The organism is Kitasatospora sp. NPDC051984, assembly GCF_044593455.1.
Classification (GTDB): Bacteria; Actinomycetota; Actinomycetes; order Streptomycetales; family Streptomycetaceae; genus Kitasatospora.
This window is the reverse complement of the sequence record NZ_JBIUCB010000001.1, coordinates 501,165-520,462: the sequence shown is the minus strand read 5'-3', so window position 1 is coordinate 520,462 and position 19,298 is coordinate 501,165. Positions and strand designations below refer to the sequence as shown.

Here is a 19,298-nt window from a genome sequence, read left to right as displayed (position 1 = left end):
TGGTGGTGCTTCGGCGGGCCACCCCCTCCGTTTGGCCCGAACCGGGCCGGGCGGTACCTTCGGCACCACTCGCGTGACGGGGCGTTGCCGCAGCCGACATGTGAACAGCCGATGTCCCCGGGGCCGTTCGGCCCGCCGCACGCCGCACGCGCCGCCGTACGGCGGCCCAACCCGCCCCATACGCAGCGGACGGCCCAGCCGGCCCGGCCGCGAATCCGGAGCAGAGCAGCATTGAGCAGCCGCGAATCTGACAACGCCCACCCGCAGCCCCGCCGCGGCGGCCCCGACGCGTACCCGTCGGGCACCCCGCCGTACGGCACCGGCCTGCCCGGTGGACTTCCGGACCCCGCCGCCGCACGGACCGCTCCCGGCGCCCGCGCCGACGAGGCCGACGGGCCGAAGACGGAGACCACGCTGACCACCCGGATCCGGATCAACATCCCCGGCTCCCGGCCGATCCCGCCGGTCGTGGTGCAGAGCAAGGTCAAGGACGAGAAGCCCGCCGAGCCGGCCGGCCCGCGCCACCGCGGCGGGGCCGGCGGCGACCCGGTGCTCGGCGTGATGGACGCCGGCGCCGGCCGCGGCACGGCCACCCCGCCGAAGCTGCCGCCGGAGTGGCAGGAGCCCGCCGCGCCCAAGGCCTCCGAGTCGGAGTCCACCGGCGAGTGGTTCAAGCCCCGGCAGAAGAGCCGTCAGGAGCCCGCCCCGGCTCCCACCCCGGCTCCCGCGCCGGCCACCCCGGCGGCCCCGGCGGCGGGCGGCCCGGCCGGCGGCCCGGCCGGCGGCCCGCAGGCCGCGCCGCGCCCGTCCGGCGCCCCGGCCTCGCCGTTCGCCCCCGCCGCCGAGCCGTCGCAGCAGCAGGCGCCGGTGCCCGGGCAGCAGCGGCCGATGGCCGCTCAGGACCCGTACGCGGCCGAGCAGCAGCCCGAGCAGCACCACCAGCAGCAGCCGATGGCCGCTCAGGACCCCTTCGCGGGCCGTCCGCGGGCCGCCACGCCGCAGCGCCGGCAGCAGCAGGCGCCGCAGGGCGAGCCGTTCGCCGCCGCCCAGGACCCGTACGCCGCCCAGGACCCGTACGCCGGTGCCCAGGAGCCGTTCGCCGCTCAGGAGCCGTACGCCGCCCAGGAGCCGCAGGGCGAGCCCTTCGCGGGCCCCCAGGACCCGTTCGCCGCCGAGGCCCCGGGCGCGGCCCGGCCGCAGCGCGGTGGCGTGCCGGGCGGCCAGGGCGCCCCGGCCCCGTTCCCCGGTGGCCAGGACCCGTTCGCGGCCGAGCCGGCCGCCGCCCAGGGCCCGGGCGCGGAGCCGGAGGACACCCAGATCGGCGGCTTCGACCCGATCACCGGCGAGGAGTCGCCCCGGGGCGGTGCGATAGCCGCTGACCCGCCGACCACCCAGCTGTTCCTGAACGCCCCGAAGACGCCGTCCGGTCCGGCCGCGGCCGACCCCTTCGCCGCCGACCGGCCCCGTCCGGCGAACGGCAACGGCAACGGCAACGGCAACGGCGGCAACGGCGGCGGCCGGTTCGCCGACCTGCCCGAGGCGCAGCCGTTCCCCGGCGGGCCGCGGGCGGCGACGCCCAGGCGCGACCTGTCGAACGACCAGCCGCCGGTGGAGCCGGAGGAGGCCGAGAAGCCCGCCCCGAAGAAGCCGGCCGCCAAGAAGTCCGGTGGCGGCAAGGCCAAGAAGCTCATGGTGACGGGCGTCGCCGGCCTGGTGTTCCTGGGCGCGGCGGCGTACGGCGCGGGCCTGATGATGAATCAGTCCGACATTCCCAAGGGCGTCACGGTGCTGGGCACCGACATCGGCGGCGACTCCCGCGACCAGGCGGTGACGGCGCTGGACGGTTCGGTCGGCAAGGCCGGGCAGCAGCCGCTGCGGCTGAAGATCGGCGAGCAGTCGGTGACCCTGGACCCGGCCAGTGCCGGTCTGAGCTTCGACACCACGGCGACGGTGGACGGGCTGACCAAGCACAGCTACAACCCGGTCGAGGTGCTTTCCTCGCTGACCGGCAGCAGCAAGGCGGTCGAGCCGCAGGTGCGGGTGGACAAGGCGAAGCTGAAGGCGGCGCTGGACGACCTGGCCTCGAAGTCCGGGCAGGGCCTGCAGGAGGGCTACGTCAAGTTCACCGAGGCGGGCGCGGGCGCCGCCGTCGTGGTGCCGGGCAAGGCCGGACAGGGCCTGGACTCCTCGTCGGCCGCCGACAAGGTCGAGCAGTCCTACCGGGACCGGGCGGCCGGCAAGCCGGACGCCGAGGTGGCGCTGCCGCTGACCGACGCCAAGCCGAAGGTCGGTCAGGACGCCCTGCAGGCCGCCGCGGAGAGCATCGGCAAGCAGGTGCTGAACGGCCAGATCACCATCTCCGCGGGCACCAAGCAGTTCAACTTCGGCAAGAGCACCGCGGCGAAGGCGCTGACGCTGGTCCCGGACGCCTCCGGCAACGTCGTCCTGAAGTGGGACCTGGACGAGCTGACCAAGGCCCTCGGCACCACCTTCGACAAGGTGAAGATCACCAAGGCCGGCCAGTCCTCGGCGATCACCGCGCAGGACGTGGCGGACGCGGTCGGCCAGACCATCGCCAAGACGGGCCGGGACCGGGCGTACAAGTTCGCCGGCTGACCCGCCGTCAACACCCGCGCCGGGCCGGGGCTCCACCGTCGGAGCCCCGGCCTTCGGCATGCTGGCGAATCCTCGCCAGTGGCGTCCCAGAACGGGACGAAACGGGCGGCGTGCGGGGTGGCCGCGCCGCGTTATCAAGACTTGATCGACCGCTGGTCGACAACTTGTCGTACCGGTACGCAAGATGTGCCGCGTGCCGAGACCCCCCGCCCCGCGAAGCCGCCGCGCCCTCGCCCTGACCGCCTCGGTGGCGGTGCTGTCCTTCGCGCTGTGCTCCTGCGCTTCGAAGAGCGGGTCGGACGACGGCGGATCCAGGGTTCCGACGGGCGGCGACGCCCCCCGGATGACGCAGCAGGCGCTGAACGCGAAGCCGCGCGCGGCACTGCGTCAGGGCGGCACCCTGAACTGGGCGATCGACCAGTACTCCGGCCAGTGGAACCCGATCCAGGCGGACGGCCCCGAGGTCTCCACCAACGACGTGGCCAAGGCGCTGCTGCCGACCTTCTGGCGCTCCGACGCGGGCGGCATGCAGACCCCCAACCCGGCCTACCTGACCGACGCCACGAGCGAACTGCGGCAGGGCAAGCAGACCGTGGTGTGGACGCTCAACCCGAAGGCCCACTGGTCCGACGGCACCCCGATCACCTGGCGCGACCTGCAGGCCGACTGGCAGGCGCTGAACGGCCAGGACCCGGCGTACCGGACCGCCTTCAGCAACGGCTTCGACCAGGTGGAGAGCGTGGTCCGCGGCCAGGACGACCACCAGGCCGTGATGACCTTCCGGGAGCCGTACTCGGAGTGGCAGGCGATGTTCAACAACGCCGGCAACGCCCCGCTGCTGCCCGCGAAGTACATCGCCACGCCGGAGCTGTTCAACACCTCCTTCAAGGGACGCTTCCCGGTCACCGCCGGTCCGTTCAAGGTGGAGAAGATGGACCCGGAGGCGCGCACCGTCACGGTGGTCGCCGACCCGGACTGGTGGGGCGACAAGCCGCTGCTGGACCGGATCGTCTTCAAGGCGATCGACACCGGGAAGATGCCGCAGGCGTTCGCCGCCGGCACGGTCGACTACTACAACAACGGGCCCAACACCGAGGGCTACCGGATCATCGGGTCCACCCCGGGCGGGGAGGCCCGCCGGGCCGGCGGTCCGAACCTGCGGCACCTGGTGCTGAACGGCCGCAGCCCGCTGCTGGCCGACCCGAAGCTCCGGCAGGCGCTGGTCCGGGCGATCGACCGGGCGGAGATCACCCGCACCGACCTGGCCGGCCTGGACTGGCCGTACGTGCCGATGAACAACCACTTCCTGGTGCCGTCCCAGCACGGCTACCAGGACAACTCGAGCGGCCTGAGCCGCTTCGACCCCGACGCCGCGAAGGCGTCCCTGGACTCGCTGGGCTGGAAGCTCGGGCCCTCGGGCGTCCGTACGAAGGACGGCAAGGAGCTGACGCTGCGGTTCGTGGCGCCGGCCGACAACAACCTGGCCGCCAACGAGAGCGCGCTGGTCACCCGGATGCTGGGACAGGTCGGGGTGAAGGTGACGGTGCAGACCGTGCCCGCCGGTGAGTTCTTCGACGGCTACGTGTACAAGCACGACTTCGACCTGACCGCGTTCGCGCTGATGGGCACCCCCTTCCCGGTCTCCAACTCGATCAGCACCTTCCAGCAGGACTCCGGCTCCAACTGGTCCCAGGTGGGCACCAAGGCGCTCGACCGGGCCATGGCGGACGCCGCCAAGGCCGACAGCGTGGACGACCGGACGACGGCGCTCAACCGGGCCGACGCCGAGGCGTGGGAGGTGGCCGGCATGGTTCCGCTGTACCAGCGCCCGGCCATTTACGGCGTCCGGAAGAACCTCGCCAACCTCGGCGCGGCCGGGCTCGGCGACCTCGTCTACGAGAACATCGGGCTGCTGAAGTAACGCCCGCGCGGCGAAGTCTCGCCAATGGCGAGAAATTGCCAGCCGGTCGACGCCGGGCCTGCCGCCCGAATTGGGTGACCCCTACCCATGAATTCGCTCCGGCATGCCCGAAAACGCAGGTGTCCGATTATCGGACACTCAATTGCCGAGCCCAATTCCACCGAATAACACCAAAACGGACACGGGGTCTACGCGCGTCGCAAGATCGGCCCGCTGAACTCGCTGTCCAGATAGCGGACCTGACAGTTCATCGTTACGGACACGTGAACGAGCCTTGATCACGTTTGTCCGGTTTTGACCGTCTCGATCGGAGGCTGTCAAGAGTTCAGGAACTACAAAGTGGTTGACATTCCAGCACGAAGCAGGAAATGGGCCCCTGACAACTGAGGAACTCTTGACGTTCGATAAACGACTTGCAAGAGTCCATTCATCCAAGTTCTTACTCCTTGCTTCTGCACGGACCACGGTCGGGAGCTTTAGCACCATGACGACGCCTACTGGGGCCACGACGGACGGGGACACCCCCGGGTCCACGTCGGACCTCGCGGACAACGCCTCGGCCGACGCGCCCGCCGAACCCGGCTTCCGCGGCCTCTCTCCCGGGAAGCTGATGTGGCGCCGCTTCCTCCGTGACCGCACCGGCGTAGTGAGCGCCTGTGTGGTGCTGTTCTTCATCCTGGTGGCGATCTTCGCGCCGCTCATCTCGATGATCTACGGCAACGACCCGCAGACCCACTACGGCCAGGACGACCCGACCCTGCTGACCGACTCCGGTCTTCCGGTGGCCCCCAACGGCGGCATGAGCGGTGACTTCTGGTTCGGTCTGGAGCCGGGCCTCGGCCGGGACATCATGATGCAGCTGGTCTACGGCATCCGTACCTCGCTGATCATCGCCTTCGCCACCTCGATCCTGACCACCGTGATCGGTGTCGCGCTCGGCATCGCGGCCGGCTACCTGGGCGGAAAGGCCGACTTCTTCATCGGCCGCGTCATCGACGTGCTCATGTCGTTCCCGTCGCAGATCTTCCTGATCGCCACCATGCCGGTGGTCACCAGCCTGCTGGTGAGCAAGAACGAGAAGATCCCGGAGTGGCTGCCGTTCGTCGCGGTGACCATCGTGCTCTCGCTGCTCGGCTGGATGGGCCTGGCCCGCATCCTGCGCGGTACCGCGCTGGCGCTGCGCGAGCGGGAGTTCATCGAGGCCGCCAAGGTCACCGGTGCCTCTCCGATGCGGATCATCTTCAAGGAGATCCTGCCCAACCTGTGGACCCCGATCCTGGTTCAGGCCACCCTCGCGCTCCCGGCGTTCGTCACCGCCGAAGCCGGCCTGTCCTACCTCGGTGTGGGCGTCAGCGAGCCGGTCCCCGACTGGGGCCGGATGATCGCCGACGCGGCGAACTACCTGCGGACCGACGTCACCTTCCTGCTCTTCCCGGGCCTTGCCATGGTGATCTTCGTTCTCGCCTTCAACCTGCTCGGCGACTCCGTCCGGGACGCCTTCGACCCCAAGGCCAACCGCTAGCAGGTCCTCAAGACTCCGGGGGGATGGGAAAGCCAGCCCCGGGCACCCCACTGCACATAGTCACTACACCTACCCCAGGCAGGATGAAGATGAGTTCTCGCAAGTCGCGGCTCGCTGCAGCCATCATGGTCGCCGGGGCCCTGACCGTCACCACGGCGTGCTCCAGTGGCCACTCCAACAACGACCCGAAGGCGAGCGGCTCGAAGGAGCCGGTTGCCGCCACCACGATCTCCGTCGGCACCGCCGAGGACTCGAAGGGTCCGGCCATCCCCGAGCCCGGCGCGAAGAAGGGCGGCACGGTCAACATGATCGACCGCGACGACTTCTCGCACCTGGACCCGGCCATGGTCTACATGAACTACAACGCCGAGGCCTCGCTGCTGTTCACCCGTCAGCTGACGGGCTACAAGACCGGCGCGGACGGCTCGCAGAAGCTGGTCGGCGACCTGGCCACCGACACCGGCACCACCACCGACGGTGGCAAGACCTGGAAGTTCACGCTGAAGGACGGCGTGAAGTGGCAGGACGGTGCGCCGATCACCTCGGCCGACATCAAGTACTCGATCGAGCGCACCTACGCCTCGTTCATCAAGGGTGGCCCGACCTACATCCAGCAGTGGATCTCGGGTGACAACTACCGCGCCGCCTACACCGGTCCGTACGACGGCAAGGAACTCGACGCGATCACCACCCCGGATGACAAGACCGTCATCATCGCGTTCCAGGACGTCCACCCGGACGCCAACTTCACCCTGGCCATGACCGGCTACGGTGCCGTGCCGAAGGCCCACGACACCAAGGAGGAGTACGACAAGAAGCCGTTCTCCTCGGGCCCGTACCAGATCACCGAGCACGTCACCGACCGCTCGCTGGACCTGGAGCGCAACCCGAACTGGGACGGCGCCACCGACCCGATCCGGAACGCGTACCCGGACAAGTGGCACATGACCTTCGGTGTCCAGACCCAGCAGTCCACCGAGCGCTTCATGGCGGACAACGGCGACGACAAGAACACCTTCACCTTCCACAACACGGTCAACCCGACCTACGTGGACAAGGTCAAGGGCGACGAGAAGCTGAAGTCCCGCACGCTCGAGGGTCTGACCCCGTACGTGGACTACTACTACATCAACAACAGCCGCATCAAGGACCAGAAGGTCCGCGAGGCGCTGGTCAAGGCGTTCCCGCACCAGCAGACCCGCCAGCTGCAGGGCGGCACCTCCTACGGTGACTACGCCACCTCGTACATGAGCCCGACCGTCCTCGGCTTCGAGTCGTACGACCCGTTCGAGATCAAGAAGAAGCCGCAGGGCGACATCGAGGCGGCCAAGAAGCTGCTGACCGAGGCGAACGCCCAGGGCCAGACCATCGTCTACGCCTTCAACAACACCCCGATCCAGCAGAAGGTCACCGAGGCCATCCGCACCAACCTCGAGGCCGCCGGCTTCAAGTTCGTGCCGAAGCCGCTGGACTCGAAGACCTACTACGACGCGATCCAGGTCGTCAACAACGAGTTCGACCTGTACTGGGGTGGCTGGGGCGCCGACTGGCCGACCGGTTACACCTCGCTGCAGCCGGTGTGGGACGGCCGCATGATCGCCGACGGTGGTCAGAACTACGCCCACGTGAACGACCCGGAGATCAACGCCGCCATGGACGCGGCGGTCAAGATCGCCGACCCGGTCGCCCAGGGCAAGGCGTGGGCCGCGATCGACAAGAAGCTGCAGGACAAGGCGTACTCGATCCCGGACGTGTACCAGCGTTCGCTGAGCCTGTACGGCTCGGGCCTCGGCGGCGTCAAGTTCGACACCCTGGCCGGCCTGCAGTCGCCGCTCAACATCTACGTCAAGTAGTAGTCATCACCGAGCAGTAGCTCACGGTGGGGCACCGGCACGACCTGCCGGTGCCCCTCCCCGATCAGGAGAGCCCGTCCGATGCTCCGATTCCTCGTCCGCCGATCACTCGGCGCTCTCGTCATTCTGGTGATCGTCTCGATGGTCACCTATGCGCTGTTCTTCGCGATCCCGGCGGACCCGGCGCGGCTCTACTGCGGCAAGATCTGCACGCCCGAGAACCTCGCCCTGATCAGGCACGACATGGGCTTCGACAAGTCCCTGCCGGTCCAGTACTGGAACTGGCTGAGCGCCATCTTCACCGGTGGCACCTACAACAACGTGGCCTGCTCCGCCCCGTGCTTCGGCTACTCCTTCGACAAGAAGGAACTGGTCGGCAGCATCCTGGCGGACCGCTTCCCGACCACCCTGTCGCTGACCGTCGGCTCCGCCGTGATCTTCCTGATCTTCGGCATCGGCACCGGCATGCTGGCCGCCCACAAGCAGGGCAAGCCGGCCGACAAGATCGCCAGTGCCGCCTCGCTGGTCGTCTCCTCGATGCAGATCTACGTGGCCGGTCCGCTCGCGCTGGTCGCCCTGGTCTACAGCACCGACCTGCTGGACCAGCCCACCTACGTGCCGATCACCCAGGATCCGGTCGGCTGGTTCACCGGCCTGCTGGTCCCGTGGATCGTCCTGTCGCTGATCTGGACGGCCAACTACACCCGTATGACCCGCTCCTCGATGGTCGAGCAGCTGTCCGAGGACTTCGTGCGTACGGCCCGCGCCAAGGGCATGTCCGGCACCTCGGTCTTCATGCGCTACGCCTGGCGCGGCGCGATGGGCACCATCGTCACCGTCTTCGGCATCGACCTCGGCGTCCTGCTCGGCGGCGCGATCATCACCGAGACCACCTTCAGCCTGCACGGCCTGGGTGAGCTGGCGATCCACTCCTTCAACGACTCCGACCTCTCGCTGCTGGTCGGTGTCACCGTGGTGGCCGCCACGCTGATCGTGTTCTTCAACATCATCGTCGACGCCGCCTACGCCCTGATCGACCCGCGCATCCGCCTGGCCTGACCGGCCGCACCCCAGGCCGACCCAGCAGTCCCGACCTCACGTACCGCACCGAGGAGCCCAGTCCATGACCACCCAGGCCAAGCCCGAGGAGGCCTCGTCCGCCGGCAGCGGCGGCGACAAGCCGTTCCTCTCAGTCCGCGACCTCTCGGTCCGTTTCAGCACCGAGGACGGCGTGGTCCGGGCCGTGGACAACCTCTCCTTCGACGTGTCCCCGGGCAGCACGCTCGGCATCGTCGGTGAGTCCGGCTCCGGCAAGTCGGTGACCAACCTGGCCGTGCTGGGCCTGCACAACCCGGACCGGACCGACATCACCGGCTCGATCAAGCTGGACGGCCAGGAGCTGGTCGGCGCGTCCAACCGCGAGCTGGAGAAGCTCCGCGGCAAGACCATGTCGATGATCTTCCAGGACCCGCTGACCGCGCTGTCGCCGTACCACACCATCGGCAAGCAGATCGGCGAGACGTTCCGCAAGCACACCGGTGCCTCCAAGAAGGAGTCCCGGGACCGGGCCATCGAGATGCTGACCCGGGTCGGCATCCCGCAGCCCACCACCCGGGTCGACGACTACCCGCACCAGTTCTCCGGCGGTATGCGCCAGCGCGCGATGATCGCCATGTCGCTGGTCTGCGACCCCAAGCTGGTGATCGCCGACGAGCCGACCACCGCGCTGGACGTCACCGTCCAGGCCCAGATCCTCGACCTGCTGAAGGACCTTCAGCAGGAGATGGGCACCGCGATCATCCTGATCACCCACGACCTGGGCGTGGTGGCGCGCACCGCGCAGAACATCATGGTGATGTACGCGGGCCGGGCCGTGGAGCGCGGCACCGTCCGCGAGGTCCTGAAGGCCCCGCAGCACCCCTACACCTGGGGCCTGCTGTCCTCGATGCCGAGCCTGACCGGCGACGTGGACCTGCCGCTGCGTCCGGTCCGCGGCACCCCGCCGAGCCTGATCAACCTGCCGACCGGCTGCCCGTTCAACCCGCGCTGCGACTTCGTCGAGCAGGTCATCGGCGGCGGCTGCACCTCGGAGCGCCCGCCGCTCGCCCCGGCCACCGGGCACGCCGCTGCCTGCCACCTGAGCGCGGCGAAGCGGCAGGACATCTTCATCGACCAGATCAAGCCGCGGCTCGGCTGAGAGGGACATCATGAGCAACGAACTGACCCTCGAAAAGCCGGGCGGCGCCGCCACCGGTTCCGGTGACCCGCTGCTGACCATCAAGGGCGTGCAGAAGCACTTCCCGGTGATGGACGGCTTCCTGTTCAAGCGCCAGGTCGGCGCGGTGCACGCGGTGGACGGCGTGGACCTGGAGGTCTACGGCAGCGAGTCGGTCGGCCTGGTCGGCGAGTCCGGCTGCGGCAAGTCGACCCTCGGCCGGCTGGTGACCCGCCTGCTGGAGCCGACCGGCGGCGAGATCCGCTACAACGGCCAGGACATCACGCACGCCTCCCGCAAGGAGCTGGCGCCGATCCGGTCCGAGATCCAGATGATCTTCCAGGACCCGTACTCCTCGCTGAACCCGCGGCACACCGTCGGCGCGATCATCGGCGCGCCGATGGAGATCAACGGGATCAACCCGAAGGGCGGCATCCAGCGCCGGGTGCAGGAGCTGCTGGAGACCGTCGGTCTCAACCCGGAGCACTACAACCGCTTCCCGCACGAGTTCTCCGGCGGCCAGCGCCAGCGCATCGGCGTGGCCCGCGCGCTGTCGCTGAACCCGAAGCTGATCGTCGCGGACGAGCCGGTCTCGGCGCTGGACGTCTCCATCCAGGCGCAGGTCGTCAACCTGCTCCAGGAGCTGCAGCGCGAGCTGGGCATCGCCTTCCTGTTCATCGCCCACGACCTGTCGGTGGTGCGCCACTTCTCGCAGCGTGTCGCGGTCATGTACCTCGGCAAGATCGTCGAGATCGCCGACCGCAAGTCGCTGTACGAGTCGCCCCGCCACCCGTACACCCACGCGCTGCTGTCCGCCGTGCCCGAGGCCGACCCGGACGACAACCGCGAGCGGATCCGGCTGACCGGTGACGTCCCGTCGCCGCTCAACCCGCCGTCGGGCTGCCGCTTCCGCACCCGCTGCTGGAAGGCGCAGGAGAAGTGCTCCGTGGAGGAGCCGCCGCTGATCCAGCTGTCCGGCAACGTCGCAGGTCACCTGACTGCCTGCCACTTCCCGGAGGACGGCTCGACGGCCGCCGTTCCGGAGCAGCGCGCCTGATCCCGCGTCACGCCCGAAGAGGGCCCCCACCGCTCGGTGGGGGCCCTCTTCGTGTCAGGTGTTCTCGCGTTCGGCGGCGAAGTGGCAGGCCGAGTCGTGCCGGGCCCGGCCCTCCAGCCACTCCCGGACGGTCAGCGCCGGGTCCTCCCGCTCGCACCGCTCCTGGGCCTTCCAACACCGGGTGCGGAACCGGCACCCGGACGGCGGGTTCGCCGGCGAGGGCACGTCCCCGATCAGCACGATCCGGTCCCGGGACTCCCGCGCGGTCGGGTCGGGCACCGGGACGGCGGACAGCAGCGCCTGGGTGTACGGGTGGGTGGCGTGGTCGTAGATCTCCAGGTCGGTGCCGATCTCCACCATCCGCCCGAGGTACATCACGCCGACGCGGTCGGAGATGTGCCGGACGATCGACAGGTCGTGCGCGATGAACATGTAGGACAGCTCGAACTCGCTCTGGAGCTGCTCCAGCAGGTTGATCACCTGGGCCTGCACCGACACGTCCAGTGCGGAGACCGGCTCGTCGCAGATGATGATCTCCGGCTTCAGCGCCAGACCGCGCGCGATGCCGATGCGCTGACGCTGTCCGCCGGAGAACTGGTGCGGGTACCGGTTGATGTACTCGGGGTTGAGACCGACCACGTCCAGCAGATCCTGAACGGCCTTGCGGCGGTCGCCCTTCGGAGCCACCTCGGGGTGGATCTCGAACGGCTCCCCGATGATGTCGCCGACCGTCATGCGCGGGTTCAGCGAGGTGTACGGGTCCTGGAACACCATCTGGATGTTGCGCCGCACCGCCTTCAGCGCGGAGCCGGACAGGCGCGAGATCTCCTCGCCCTTGTAGAGGACCTGGCCGGCGGTCGCCCGCTCCAGGTTCATCAGCACCTTGGCCAGCGTGGACTTGCCGCAGCCGGACTCGCCGACGATGCCGAGCGTCTCCCCCTGCATCAGGTCGAAGGACACCCCGTCGACGGCCTTGACCGCGCCGACCTGCTTCTTGAGCAGGACGCCCTGGGTCAGCGGGAAGTGCTTGACCAGGTTCCGCACCTCCAGGATGGGTTCGCCGCGCCGCACCTCCTGGGCGAACGCGACCTCCTCGGGGGTGGTCGCCCCGAGCGGTGTGGCGCCGTTAGCTGTCATGGAGGGTCTCCTTCCAGAAGAAGCACGCGCTGCCCCGCCCGGCCAGCGGCGTCCCGTCGTCCTCGGTCACCTGCGCCAGCGGCGGCACCTCCTGCCGGCACACCTCCTGCGCCCGCGGGCAGCGCGGGTTGAACGCGCAGCCGGCCGGGATCCGCAGCAGGTTGGGCGGCAGGCCCTTGATCGCGTAGAGCTCCTGGCCCTTCTGGTCGAGACGCGGAATGGAGTCCAGCAGGCCGCGGGTGTACGGGTGGGCGGGGCTGGCGTACAGGTCGTGCACGGGGGCGGTCTCGACGATCCGGCCGGCGTACATGACGGCGATCTTGTCGGCGACGTCGGCGACCACACCGAGGTCGTGGGTGATCAGGATCAGGCCCATGTGGTACTCGGCCTGGAGCTCCGCCAGCAGGTCCATCACCTGCGCCTGGACGGTGACGTCCAGCGCCGTGGTCGGCTCGTCCGCGATGATCAGGTCCGGCTCCAGGGCCAGCGCCATCGCGATCATGATGCGCTGCCGCATGCCGCCGGAGAACTGGTGCGGGTAGTCGTCCACCCGCTGCGCGGCGGCGGGGATCCGCACCCGGTCCATCAGTTCGACGGCCTTGGCCCTGGCGTCCTTCCGGTTGCTGCCGCGGTGCGCCCGGTACATCTCGCCGAGCTGGTAGCCGACGGAGAGCACCGGGTTCAGCGAGGACAGCGCGTCCTGGAAGATCATCGCGATCTTCTGCCCGCGGATCTTCCGGCGCTCGTCCTTGGACATCTTCAGCATGTCCCGGCCGCGGAACAGGATCTCCCCCTTGGGGATACTGGCCGGCGGCATGTCGAGGATGCCCATGACGGCCTGCGCGGTGACGGACTTTCCGGAGCCGGACTCGCCCAGCACGGCGAGCGTCTCACCCGCGCTGACGCTGTAGTTGACGCCGTTGACGGCCCGGACGACGCCGTCGCGGGTCTTGAACTCGACGTGCAGGTCCTTCACGTCCAGCAGCGGGCCGGTGTACGGCTCCTCGCGGGCCGGGCGGGCCTGGTCGGCGGCGGTGGTCATGTGCCTCTCCCCTCGCTCAGCGCAGCTTCGGATCGAGGGCGTCGCGCACCGCGTCGCCCAGCATGATGAAGGCCAGCACGGTGATGGAGAGCGCCGCGGCCGGGAAGAACAGCACGAACGGCGCCTGCCGGATCACCTTCTGCGCGGAGGAGATGTCCACGCCCCAGGAGATGGTCGGGTCCTGCAGGCCGATGCCGAGGAAGCTCAGCGTCGCCTCCGCCGTGATGTACCCGCCCAGCGCGATGGTGGCGACCACGATCACCGGGGCGATCGCGTTCGGCAGGATGTGCCGGAACATCAGCCGCCCCGTCCCGGCGCCCAGTGCCCGCCCGGCCACCACGTAGTCCGACTGCTTGACGGTGATCACCGACCCGCGCATCACGCGCGCCAGTTGGGTCCAGCCGAGGAAGGCCAGCGCGATCACCACCGACCACACGTTGCGGGTGGCGAACGCGTTCAGCAGCACCAGGGCGCCGAGCAGCAGCGGGATGCCGAAGAAGATGTCGGTGACCCGGGACAGCACCGCGTCGACGCTGCCGCCGAAGTACCCGGCGACCATCCCGGTCAGGCCGCCCAGCAGGGTGACCGCCAGGGTGACGCAGATGCCGACCGTGATCGACGCCCGCGCCCCGTAGATCACCCGGGCGTAGATGGACCGGCCCTGCCCGTCGTAACCGAACCAGCCGGCCCCGAAGAAGTCCGTCCAGTCCGGCCGGCGCAGGTAGTTGTGGAGCAGGTCGGAGGCCCGTGGATCGGTGCTGGTGAACAGCTGCGGGAAGACCGCGATCAGGATCAGCAGCACGATCAGCGCCGCCGAGACCAGGAAGATCGGCCGCCGCCGCAGATCCCGCCAGGCGTCGCCCCACAGGCTGCGGGCCTGCTCCCGCTTGCCGGGGTCCGGTTCGATCAGCGAGTCCCGCTCCACCGCCAGGCCCTGCTGGCCGACGTAGTCCAGGTGGTCGCTGTCGGTGGGGTTGATGTTCCGCAGCGGATCGTGGTCGTCCGGGAGGGACTCGTTGCGGTCAGGCATAGCGGATCCTCGGGTCCAGGACGGCGTACAGCAGGTCGACGATCAGGCTGGCGAGCAGGTACACCATCACCAGCACCGTGACGATGCCGACCACCGTCGGGCCTTCCTTCTGGTTGATCGCCCGGTAGAGGACGTTGCCGACACCGGTGATGTTGAAGATGCCCTCGATGACGATCGCGCCGCCCATCAGCGCGCCCAGGTCGGTGCCCAGGAACGTCACCACCGGGATCAGCGAGTTGCGCAGCAGGTGCCGCCCGACGATGGTCCGCCGCGGCAGGCCCTTGGCCACCGCTGTGCGCATGTAGTCGGCGCGCAGGTTCTCGCCGATCGAGGTGCGGGTCAGCCGGGCCACGTACGCCAGCGACAGCGAGGCCAGCACCAGGCCGGGCAGGATCAACTGGGTGATGTCCCGGGAGTCCTGGACCGTCGCCGTCACCCAGCCCAGGTTGATCGCGAACACCGTCTGCGCGATGTACCCGAGCACGAACACCGGGATCGAGATCACGATCAGGGTCAGCAGCAGCACCGCGGTGTCCGCGACACTTCCCCGCTTCAGGCCGGCGATCAGGCCCAGCGGCAGGCCGATCACGATCTCGAAGAAGAACGCGACCAGCGCGAGCCGGATGGTGACCGGGAAGGCGTCCTTCATGATCTCGGAGACCGGGCGGCCGGTGAAACTGGTGCCGAAGTCCAGGTGGAAGATGTTGTTCATGTAGTGCAGGTACTGCTTCCACAGCGGCTGGTCGAGGTAGTACTGGTGCTTCAGGTGGGCCACGGTCGCCGGGTCGGCCGCCTTGTCGCCGAACATCGCCGCGATCGGGTCGCCCGGCAGGCTGTACACCATCAGGAAGATCAGCAGCGTGGCCCCGAAGAACACCGGGATCATCTGGAGCACGCGCCGCAGGACGTAATGACCCATGGGAGCCCTCCCTCCGAGGGGGTGACCGGTGTGGCCCCGCCCTCCGTGCGGGGAGGGCGGGGCCGGCGCCGGACGGGATCAGCTCTTGACCTCGACCTGGGTCCAGGCCGGGTTGCCGAAGGAGTCGAACGACACGTTCTGCACCTTGTTGGAGTAGCCGGAGTTCGTCCGGTAGTACCAGAGCGGGATGGCCGGCATGTCCGTCGCCAGCTGCGCCTCGGCCTGCTGGTAGCCGGTCGCGGTGGCCTGGATCGACGCGGCCTTGTCGGCCTCCGTGGCGAGCTTGTCGAACTCCGGGCTGGAGTAGCCGGTGTCGTTCGAGGCCGCGCCGGTGCGGTACACGTCCGCCAGGAAATTCGCGTTCAACGGGTAGTCCTGCACCCAGCCGGTCCGGAACATGCCGTTGATCTGGTGCCCGGTGATCGCCGCCCGGGCGGTCTTGAAGTCGGTCTTCGGATCACCGGCGCAGTTCACCCCGGTCGTCTGCCGGATCGAGTTGCAGACCGCGTCCACCCACTCCTTGTGACCGCCGTCCGCGTTGTAGGTGATCTTCAGCGAGTTCCCGGGGACGCCACCGCCCTCCTGGATCAGTTGCTTCGCCTTGTCCGGGTTGTACGTGCAGAAGTCCCCGCACGTCCCCGCCTTGTAGCCCTCCACCCCCTCCGCGACCCACGCCGACGCCGGCGCCCGCGAACCCTGGAGCACCGTTCTGGTGATGGTGTTCCGGTCGATCGCCATCGACAGTCCCTGCCGGACCTTGGCCTTGTCCGCCCCTTGCCACTCCGGCTGGTACAGCGTGAACCCGACGTTCTGGATCCCACCCTGCGGAGCGTCGATCGCCCGGGAGCCCAGATCTCCCTTGTAGTTCGCCAGTGCCGACGGCGGCACCTGGTCCATCACGTCCAGGTTGTTCGACTGCAGGTCCGCGTAGGCCGCCTCCGCGTTGGTGTACATCTTGAACACCACGCCGCCGTTCTTCGGCTTGTCCACCCCCTGGTAGTTGGCGAACGTCTTGGTGACCACCTGCGAGTTGTGGTCCCAACTCACGAACTCGTAGGGCCCGTTGCCCACCGGCTTCTGCCCGTAGCCCGCCGGGTCCTGGTAGAACCCCTCCGGAAGCGGCGAAAAGGCCACGTACCCCAGCTTGTACGGGAAGTACGAGACCTTGTGGTTCAGCTTGATCGTGAAGTGCGTCCCGTCCTGGACGGTCAGCCCCGACATGGTGTCCGCCGTCGGACTGCCGCTCTCCGGGTGGACGTCCGGGTAGCCCTGGATGTCCTCGAACCACGAACTGTTGATCTGGTTGTTCTTGGTGTTCGCCGCCCAGTTCCACGCGTCCACGAAGCTCTTCGCCGTCACCGGCGTCCCGTCGTGGAACGTCCAACCCGACTTCAGCACCACGGTGTACGTCTGCGCGTCAGTGGTGTCGATGGTGTCCGCGACCTGGTTGCGCAGCTTCCCGGTGGCGGGGTCGTAGTCCACCAGGCCCTTGAACAGGTTCTGCACGATGCGCCCGCCACCAACCTCGTTGGCGTTCGCCGGCTGCAACGGATTCTGCGGCTCGGAGCCCTGGTACGTGAACGTCTTGGCGGCATCCGACGGACCGTTGCTCGAACTGCCGCCACCACCACAACCCGTGGCCATCAGGGCCACGGACGTCGCACTGACCACGGCCCGGCGCACACGGGTGCCTGAAGGCATGGAGCTTCCTCCTCAAGGGTGCATGACGCATCTCACCTCATGAGAAGTGCCGCCGAGCGGTCACGCGACCACAGCGCAGCCGGACGGAGCACACCAACCAGGGGCGTGAGGAACTGCGCGCAGCGGAAGGCACCCACCAGCAAGATCGCGTCGCGGGCAATGACTTGCCGTTGATCGCGACCCGGCTGATGGGTGCCTGGTTACTCGTGCCCGTGGTTGTGCGCTACGCCGCCGCGACCTCGCGCTCGGCAGCGAAGTGGCAGGCCGACTCGTGCTTGGCCTCGCCGGTCAGCAGCTCCGGAACGGCCAACAGCGGCAGCTCCGTGGAGCAGCGCTCCTCCGCCTTCCAGCACCGGGTGCGGAACCGGCAGCCGGACGGCGGGTTCGCCGGGGACGGGATGTCGCCGGTGAGGATGATCCGCTCGCGGCTCTCGCGGCCGGTCGGGTCGGGCACCGGCACGGCGGACAGCAGCGCCTGGGTGTAGGGGTGGGTGGCGTGCTCGTAGATCTCGGCGTCGGTGCCGATCTCGACGATCTTGCCGAGGTACATCACGCCGACGCGGTCGGAGATGTGCCGGACGATCGACAGGTCGTGCGCGATGAACATGTACGACAGCTCGAACTCGCTCTGGAGCTGTTCCAGCAGGTTGATCACCTGGGCCTGCACCGACACGTCCAGCGCGGAGACCGGCTCGTCGCAGATGATGATCTCCGGCTTCAGCGCCAGACCGCGGGCGATGCCGATGCGCTGACGCTGGCCGCCGGAGAACTGGTGCGGGTACCGGTTGATGTACTCGGGGTTGAGACCGACCACGTCCAGCAGATCCTGAACGGCCTTGCGGCGGTCGCCCTTCGGCGCCACCTCGGGGTGGATCTCGAACGGCTCCCCGATGATGTCGCCGACCGTCATGCGCGGGTTCAGCGAGGTGTACGGGTCCTGGAACACCATCTGGATGTTGCGCCGCACCGCCTTCAGCGCGGAGCCCGACAGCCGGGAGATGTCCTCGCCCTTGTAGAGGACCTGGCCGGCGGTCGCCCGCTCCAGGTTCATCAGGACCTTGGCGAGGGTGGACTTGCCGCAGCCGGACTCGCCGACGATGCCGAGGGTCTCGCCCTTGTCGAGGGTGAAGGAGACGCCGTCGACGGCCTTGACCGCGCCGACCTGCTTCTTGAGGAGGACGCCCTGGGTGAGCGGGTAGTGCTTGACCAGGTCGCGGACCTCCAGGATGGGCTCAGCCATGGAGGGTCTCCTTCCAGAAGTGGCAGGCGCTCTTGCGGCCGGCGAGCTCGGCCCCGTCCCGGTCGGTGACCTGGTGCAGGGCGGGGATCTCGGTGCGGCACAGGTCGGTGGCCACGTCGCAGCGCGGGTTGAACGCGCAGCCGGCCGGGACCTTGTAGAGGTTGGGCGGCAGGCCCTTGATCGCGTAGAGCTCCTCGCCCTTCTGGTCGAGGCTCGGGATCGACCGGAGCAGGCCCTTGGTGTAGGGGTGGGCGGGGCTGGCGTACAGGTCGTGCACGGGGGCGGTCTCGACGATCCGGCCCGCGTACATGACGGCGATCTTGTCGGCGACGTCGGCGACCACACCGAGGTCGTGGGTGATCAGGATCAGGCCCATGTGGTACTCGGCCTGGAGCTCGGCCAGCAGGTCCATCACCTGCGCCTGGACGGTGACGTCCAGCGCGGTGGTGGGCTCGTCCGCGATGATCAGGTCCGGCTCGAGGGCCAGCGCCATCGCGATCATGATGCGCTGCCGCATGCCGCCGGAGAACTGGTGCGGGTAGTCGTTCACCCGCTGCGCGGCGGCGGGGATGCGGACCCGGTCCATCAGTTCGATGGCCTTGGCCTTGGCCTCCTTGCGGGAGGCGCCCTCGTGGACGCGGAACATCTCGCCGAGCTGGTAGCCGACGGAGAGCACCGGGTTCAGCGAGGACAGCGCGTCCTGGAAGATCATCGCGATCTTGCGGCCGCGGATCTTCCGGCGTTCCTCGTTCGACATCTTGAGCATGTCCCGGCCGCGGAACATGATCTCGCCGGCGGTGACCCGGCCGGGCGGCATGTCGAGGATGCCCATGATGGTCTGCGCGGTGACGGACTTGCCGGAGCCGGACTCGCCGAGCACGGCGAGGGTCTCGCCGGCGGCGACCGAGTAGTTGACGCCGTTGACGGCCTTGGCGATGCCGTCCCGGGTCTTGAACTCGACGTGCAGGTCGCGGACTTCGAGCAGCGGGGTGCCGGGGACCAGGCGGTCCTTGGTGGCAGTGGTCTTCTCGGGTGCGGTGGTCAT

Annotated in this window: 14 protein-coding genes; 7 read left to right on the top strand and 7 right to left on the bottom strand. The window is 69.0% G+C overall.

The genetic code is table 11. The annotated features are described in order from the left end of the window. Window positions 1-231: 231 nt before the first annotated feature. The 7 genes from ACIHEI_RS02385 to ACIHEI_RS02355 all read left to right on the top strand — a co-directional run bounded on the left by ACIHEI_RS02385 (window position 232) and on the right by ACIHEI_RS02355 (window position 11,184). Window positions 232-2,616, top strand: coding sequence for a hypothetical protein (locus tag ACIHEI_RS02385; RefSeq protein WP_396605329.1), 2,385 nt, complete (start codon window positions 232-234; stop codon window positions 2,614-2,616). 193 nt (window positions 2,617-2,809) lie between these two features. Next, window positions 2,810-4,537, top strand: coding sequence for an ABC transporter family substrate-binding protein (locus ACIHEI_RS02380; RefSeq protein ID WP_392953897.1), 1,728 nt, complete (start codon window positions 2,810-2,812; stop codon window positions 4,535-4,537). 484 nt (window positions 4,538-5,021) lie between these two features. Beyond that, on the top strand, window positions 5,022-6,059 hold the full coding sequence (locus ACIHEI_RS02375; RefSeq protein WP_392953894.1) for an ABC transporter permease: 1,038 nt from the start codon (window positions 5,022-5,024) through the stop codon (window positions 6,057-6,059). Between the two features lie 89 nt (window positions 6,060-6,148). Further along, complete coding sequence (locus tag ACIHEI_RS02370; protein ID WP_392953891.1) at window positions 6,149-7,912, top strand: ABC transporter substrate-binding protein; 1,764 nt, start codon at window positions 6,149-6,151, stop codon at window positions 7,910-7,912. 81 nt (window positions 7,913-7,993) lie between these two features. Then, window positions 7,994-8,971 (top strand): ABC transporter permease, encoded by a 978-nt coding sequence (locus tag ACIHEI_RS02365; protein WP_392953888.1) that lies wholly within the window; start codon window positions 7,994-7,996, stop codon window positions 8,969-8,971. 64 nt (window positions 8,972-9,035) lie between these two features. Then, a complete protein-coding gene (locus ACIHEI_RS02360) occupies window positions 9,036-10,109 on the top strand; it encodes an ABC transporter ATP-binding protein (protein WP_387637700.1) in 1,074 nt (357 codons plus the stop codon). A 10-nt stretch (window positions 10,110-10,119) separates the two neighbouring features. Continuing rightward, window positions 10,120-11,184 (top strand): ABC transporter ATP-binding protein, encoded by a 1,065-nt coding sequence (locus ACIHEI_RS02355; RefSeq protein WP_396605328.1) that lies wholly within the window; start codon window positions 10,120-10,122, stop codon window positions 11,182-11,184. 54 nt (window positions 11,185-11,238) lie between these two features. Here ACIHEI_RS02355 and ACIHEI_RS02350 read toward each other — a convergent pair whose 3' ends face one another. The 7 genes from ACIHEI_RS02350 to ACIHEI_RS02320 all read right to left on the bottom strand — a co-directional run bounded on the left by ACIHEI_RS02350 (window position 11,239) and on the right by ACIHEI_RS02320 (window position 19,298). Further along, the gene (locus ACIHEI_RS02350) at window positions 11,239-12,321 is read right to left on the bottom strand and encodes an ABC transporter ATP-binding protein (protein ID WP_396605327.1); all 1,083 of its coding nucleotides are present in this window, start codon (window positions 12,319-12,321) and stop codon (window positions 11,239-11,241) included. Next, a complete protein-coding gene (locus ACIHEI_RS02345) occupies window positions 12,311-13,363 on the bottom strand; it encodes an ABC transporter ATP-binding protein (protein WP_396605326.1) in 1,053 nt (350 codons plus the stop codon). Before ACIHEI_RS02345 ends, ACIHEI_RS02350 begins: the two co-directional genes overlap by 11 nt. Before the next feature lie 16 nt (window positions 13,364-13,379). Further along, entirely contained in the window at window positions 13,380-14,393 is a 1,014-nt protein-coding gene (locus tag ACIHEI_RS02340) for an ABC transporter permease (RefSeq protein ID WP_396605325.1), read from the bottom strand. Beyond that, window positions 14,386-15,312 carry an ABC transporter permease gene (locus tag ACIHEI_RS02335; RefSeq protein WP_387637714.1) on the bottom strand — a complete coding sequence of 309 codons (927 nt, stop codon included), beginning with the start codon at window positions 15,310-15,312 and terminating at the stop codon, window positions 14,386-14,388. The genes ACIHEI_RS02340 and ACIHEI_RS02335 overlap by 8 nt, the downstream gene beginning before the upstream one ends. Before the next feature lie 78 nt (window positions 15,313-15,390). Continuing rightward, window positions 15,391-17,013, bottom strand: a complete 1,623-nt coding sequence (locus ACIHEI_RS02330; protein ID WP_396605324.1) for an ABC transporter substrate-binding protein — start codon at window positions 17,011-17,013, stop codon at window positions 15,391-15,393. Between the two features lie 223 nt (window positions 17,014-17,236). Continuing rightward, on the bottom strand, window positions 17,237-18,253 hold the full coding sequence (locus tag ACIHEI_RS02325) for an ABC transporter ATP-binding protein (RefSeq protein WP_396605323.1): 1,017 nt from the start codon (window positions 18,251-18,253) through the stop codon (window positions 17,237-17,239). Beyond that, window positions 18,246-19,298, bottom strand: a complete 1,053-nt coding sequence (locus ACIHEI_RS02320; RefSeq protein ID WP_387637722.1) for an ABC transporter ATP-binding protein — start codon at window positions 19,296-19,298, stop codon at window positions 18,246-18,248. The genes ACIHEI_RS02325 and ACIHEI_RS02320 overlap by 8 nt, the downstream gene beginning before the upstream one ends.

What these genes read in the sequence shown, in the direction of transcription:
- ACIHEI_RS02325 (WP_396605323.1), bottom strand. Translation starts at nt 18,253, where the DNA reads ATGGCTGAGCCCATCCTGGAGGTCCGCGACCTGGTCAAGCACTACCCG.
- ACIHEI_RS02355 (WP_396605328.1), top strand. Translation starts at nt 10,120, where the DNA reads ATGAGCAACGAACTGACCCTCGAAAAGCCGGGCGGCGCCGCCACCGGT.
- ACIHEI_RS02345 (WP_396605326.1), bottom strand. Translation starts at nt 13,363, where the DNA reads ATGACCACCGCCGCCGACCAGGCCCGCCCGGCCCGCGAGGAGCCGTAC.
- ACIHEI_RS02350 (WP_396605327.1), bottom strand. Translation starts at nt 12,321, where the DNA reads ATGACAGCTAACGGCGCCACACCGCTCGGGGCGACCACCCCCGAGGAG.
- ACIHEI_RS02375 (WP_392953894.1), top strand. Translation starts at nt 5,022, where the DNA reads ATGACGACGCCTACTGGGGCCACGACGGACGGGGACACCCCCGGGTCC.
- ACIHEI_RS02360 (WP_387637700.1), top strand. Translation starts at nt 9,036, where the DNA reads ATGACCACCCAGGCCAAGCCCGAGGAGGCCTCGTCCGCCGGCAGCGGC.
- ACIHEI_RS02340 (WP_396605325.1), bottom strand. Translation starts at nt 14,393, where the DNA reads ATGCCTGACCGCAACGAGTCCCTCCCGGACGACCACGATCCGCTGCGG.
- ACIHEI_RS02365 (WP_392953888.1), top strand. Translation starts at nt 7,994, where the DNA reads ATGCTCCGATTCCTCGTCCGCCGATCACTCGGCGCTCTCGTCATTCTG.
- ACIHEI_RS02370 (WP_392953891.1), top strand. Translation starts at nt 6,149, where the DNA reads ATGAGTTCTCGCAAGTCGCGGCTCGCTGCAGCCATCATGGTCGCCGGG.
- ACIHEI_RS02335 (WP_387637714.1), bottom strand. Translation starts at nt 15,312, where the DNA reads ATGGGTCATTACGTCCTGCGGCGCGTGCTCCAGATGATCCCGGTGTTC.
- ACIHEI_RS02320 (WP_387637722.1), bottom strand. Translation starts at nt 19,298, where the DNA reads ATGACCACCGCACCCGAGAAGACCACTGCCACCAAGGACCGCCTGGTC.
- ACIHEI_RS02330 (WP_396605324.1), bottom strand. Translation starts at nt 17,013, where the DNA reads ATGCCTTCAGGCACCCGTGTGCGCCGGGCCGTGGTCAGTGCGACGTCC.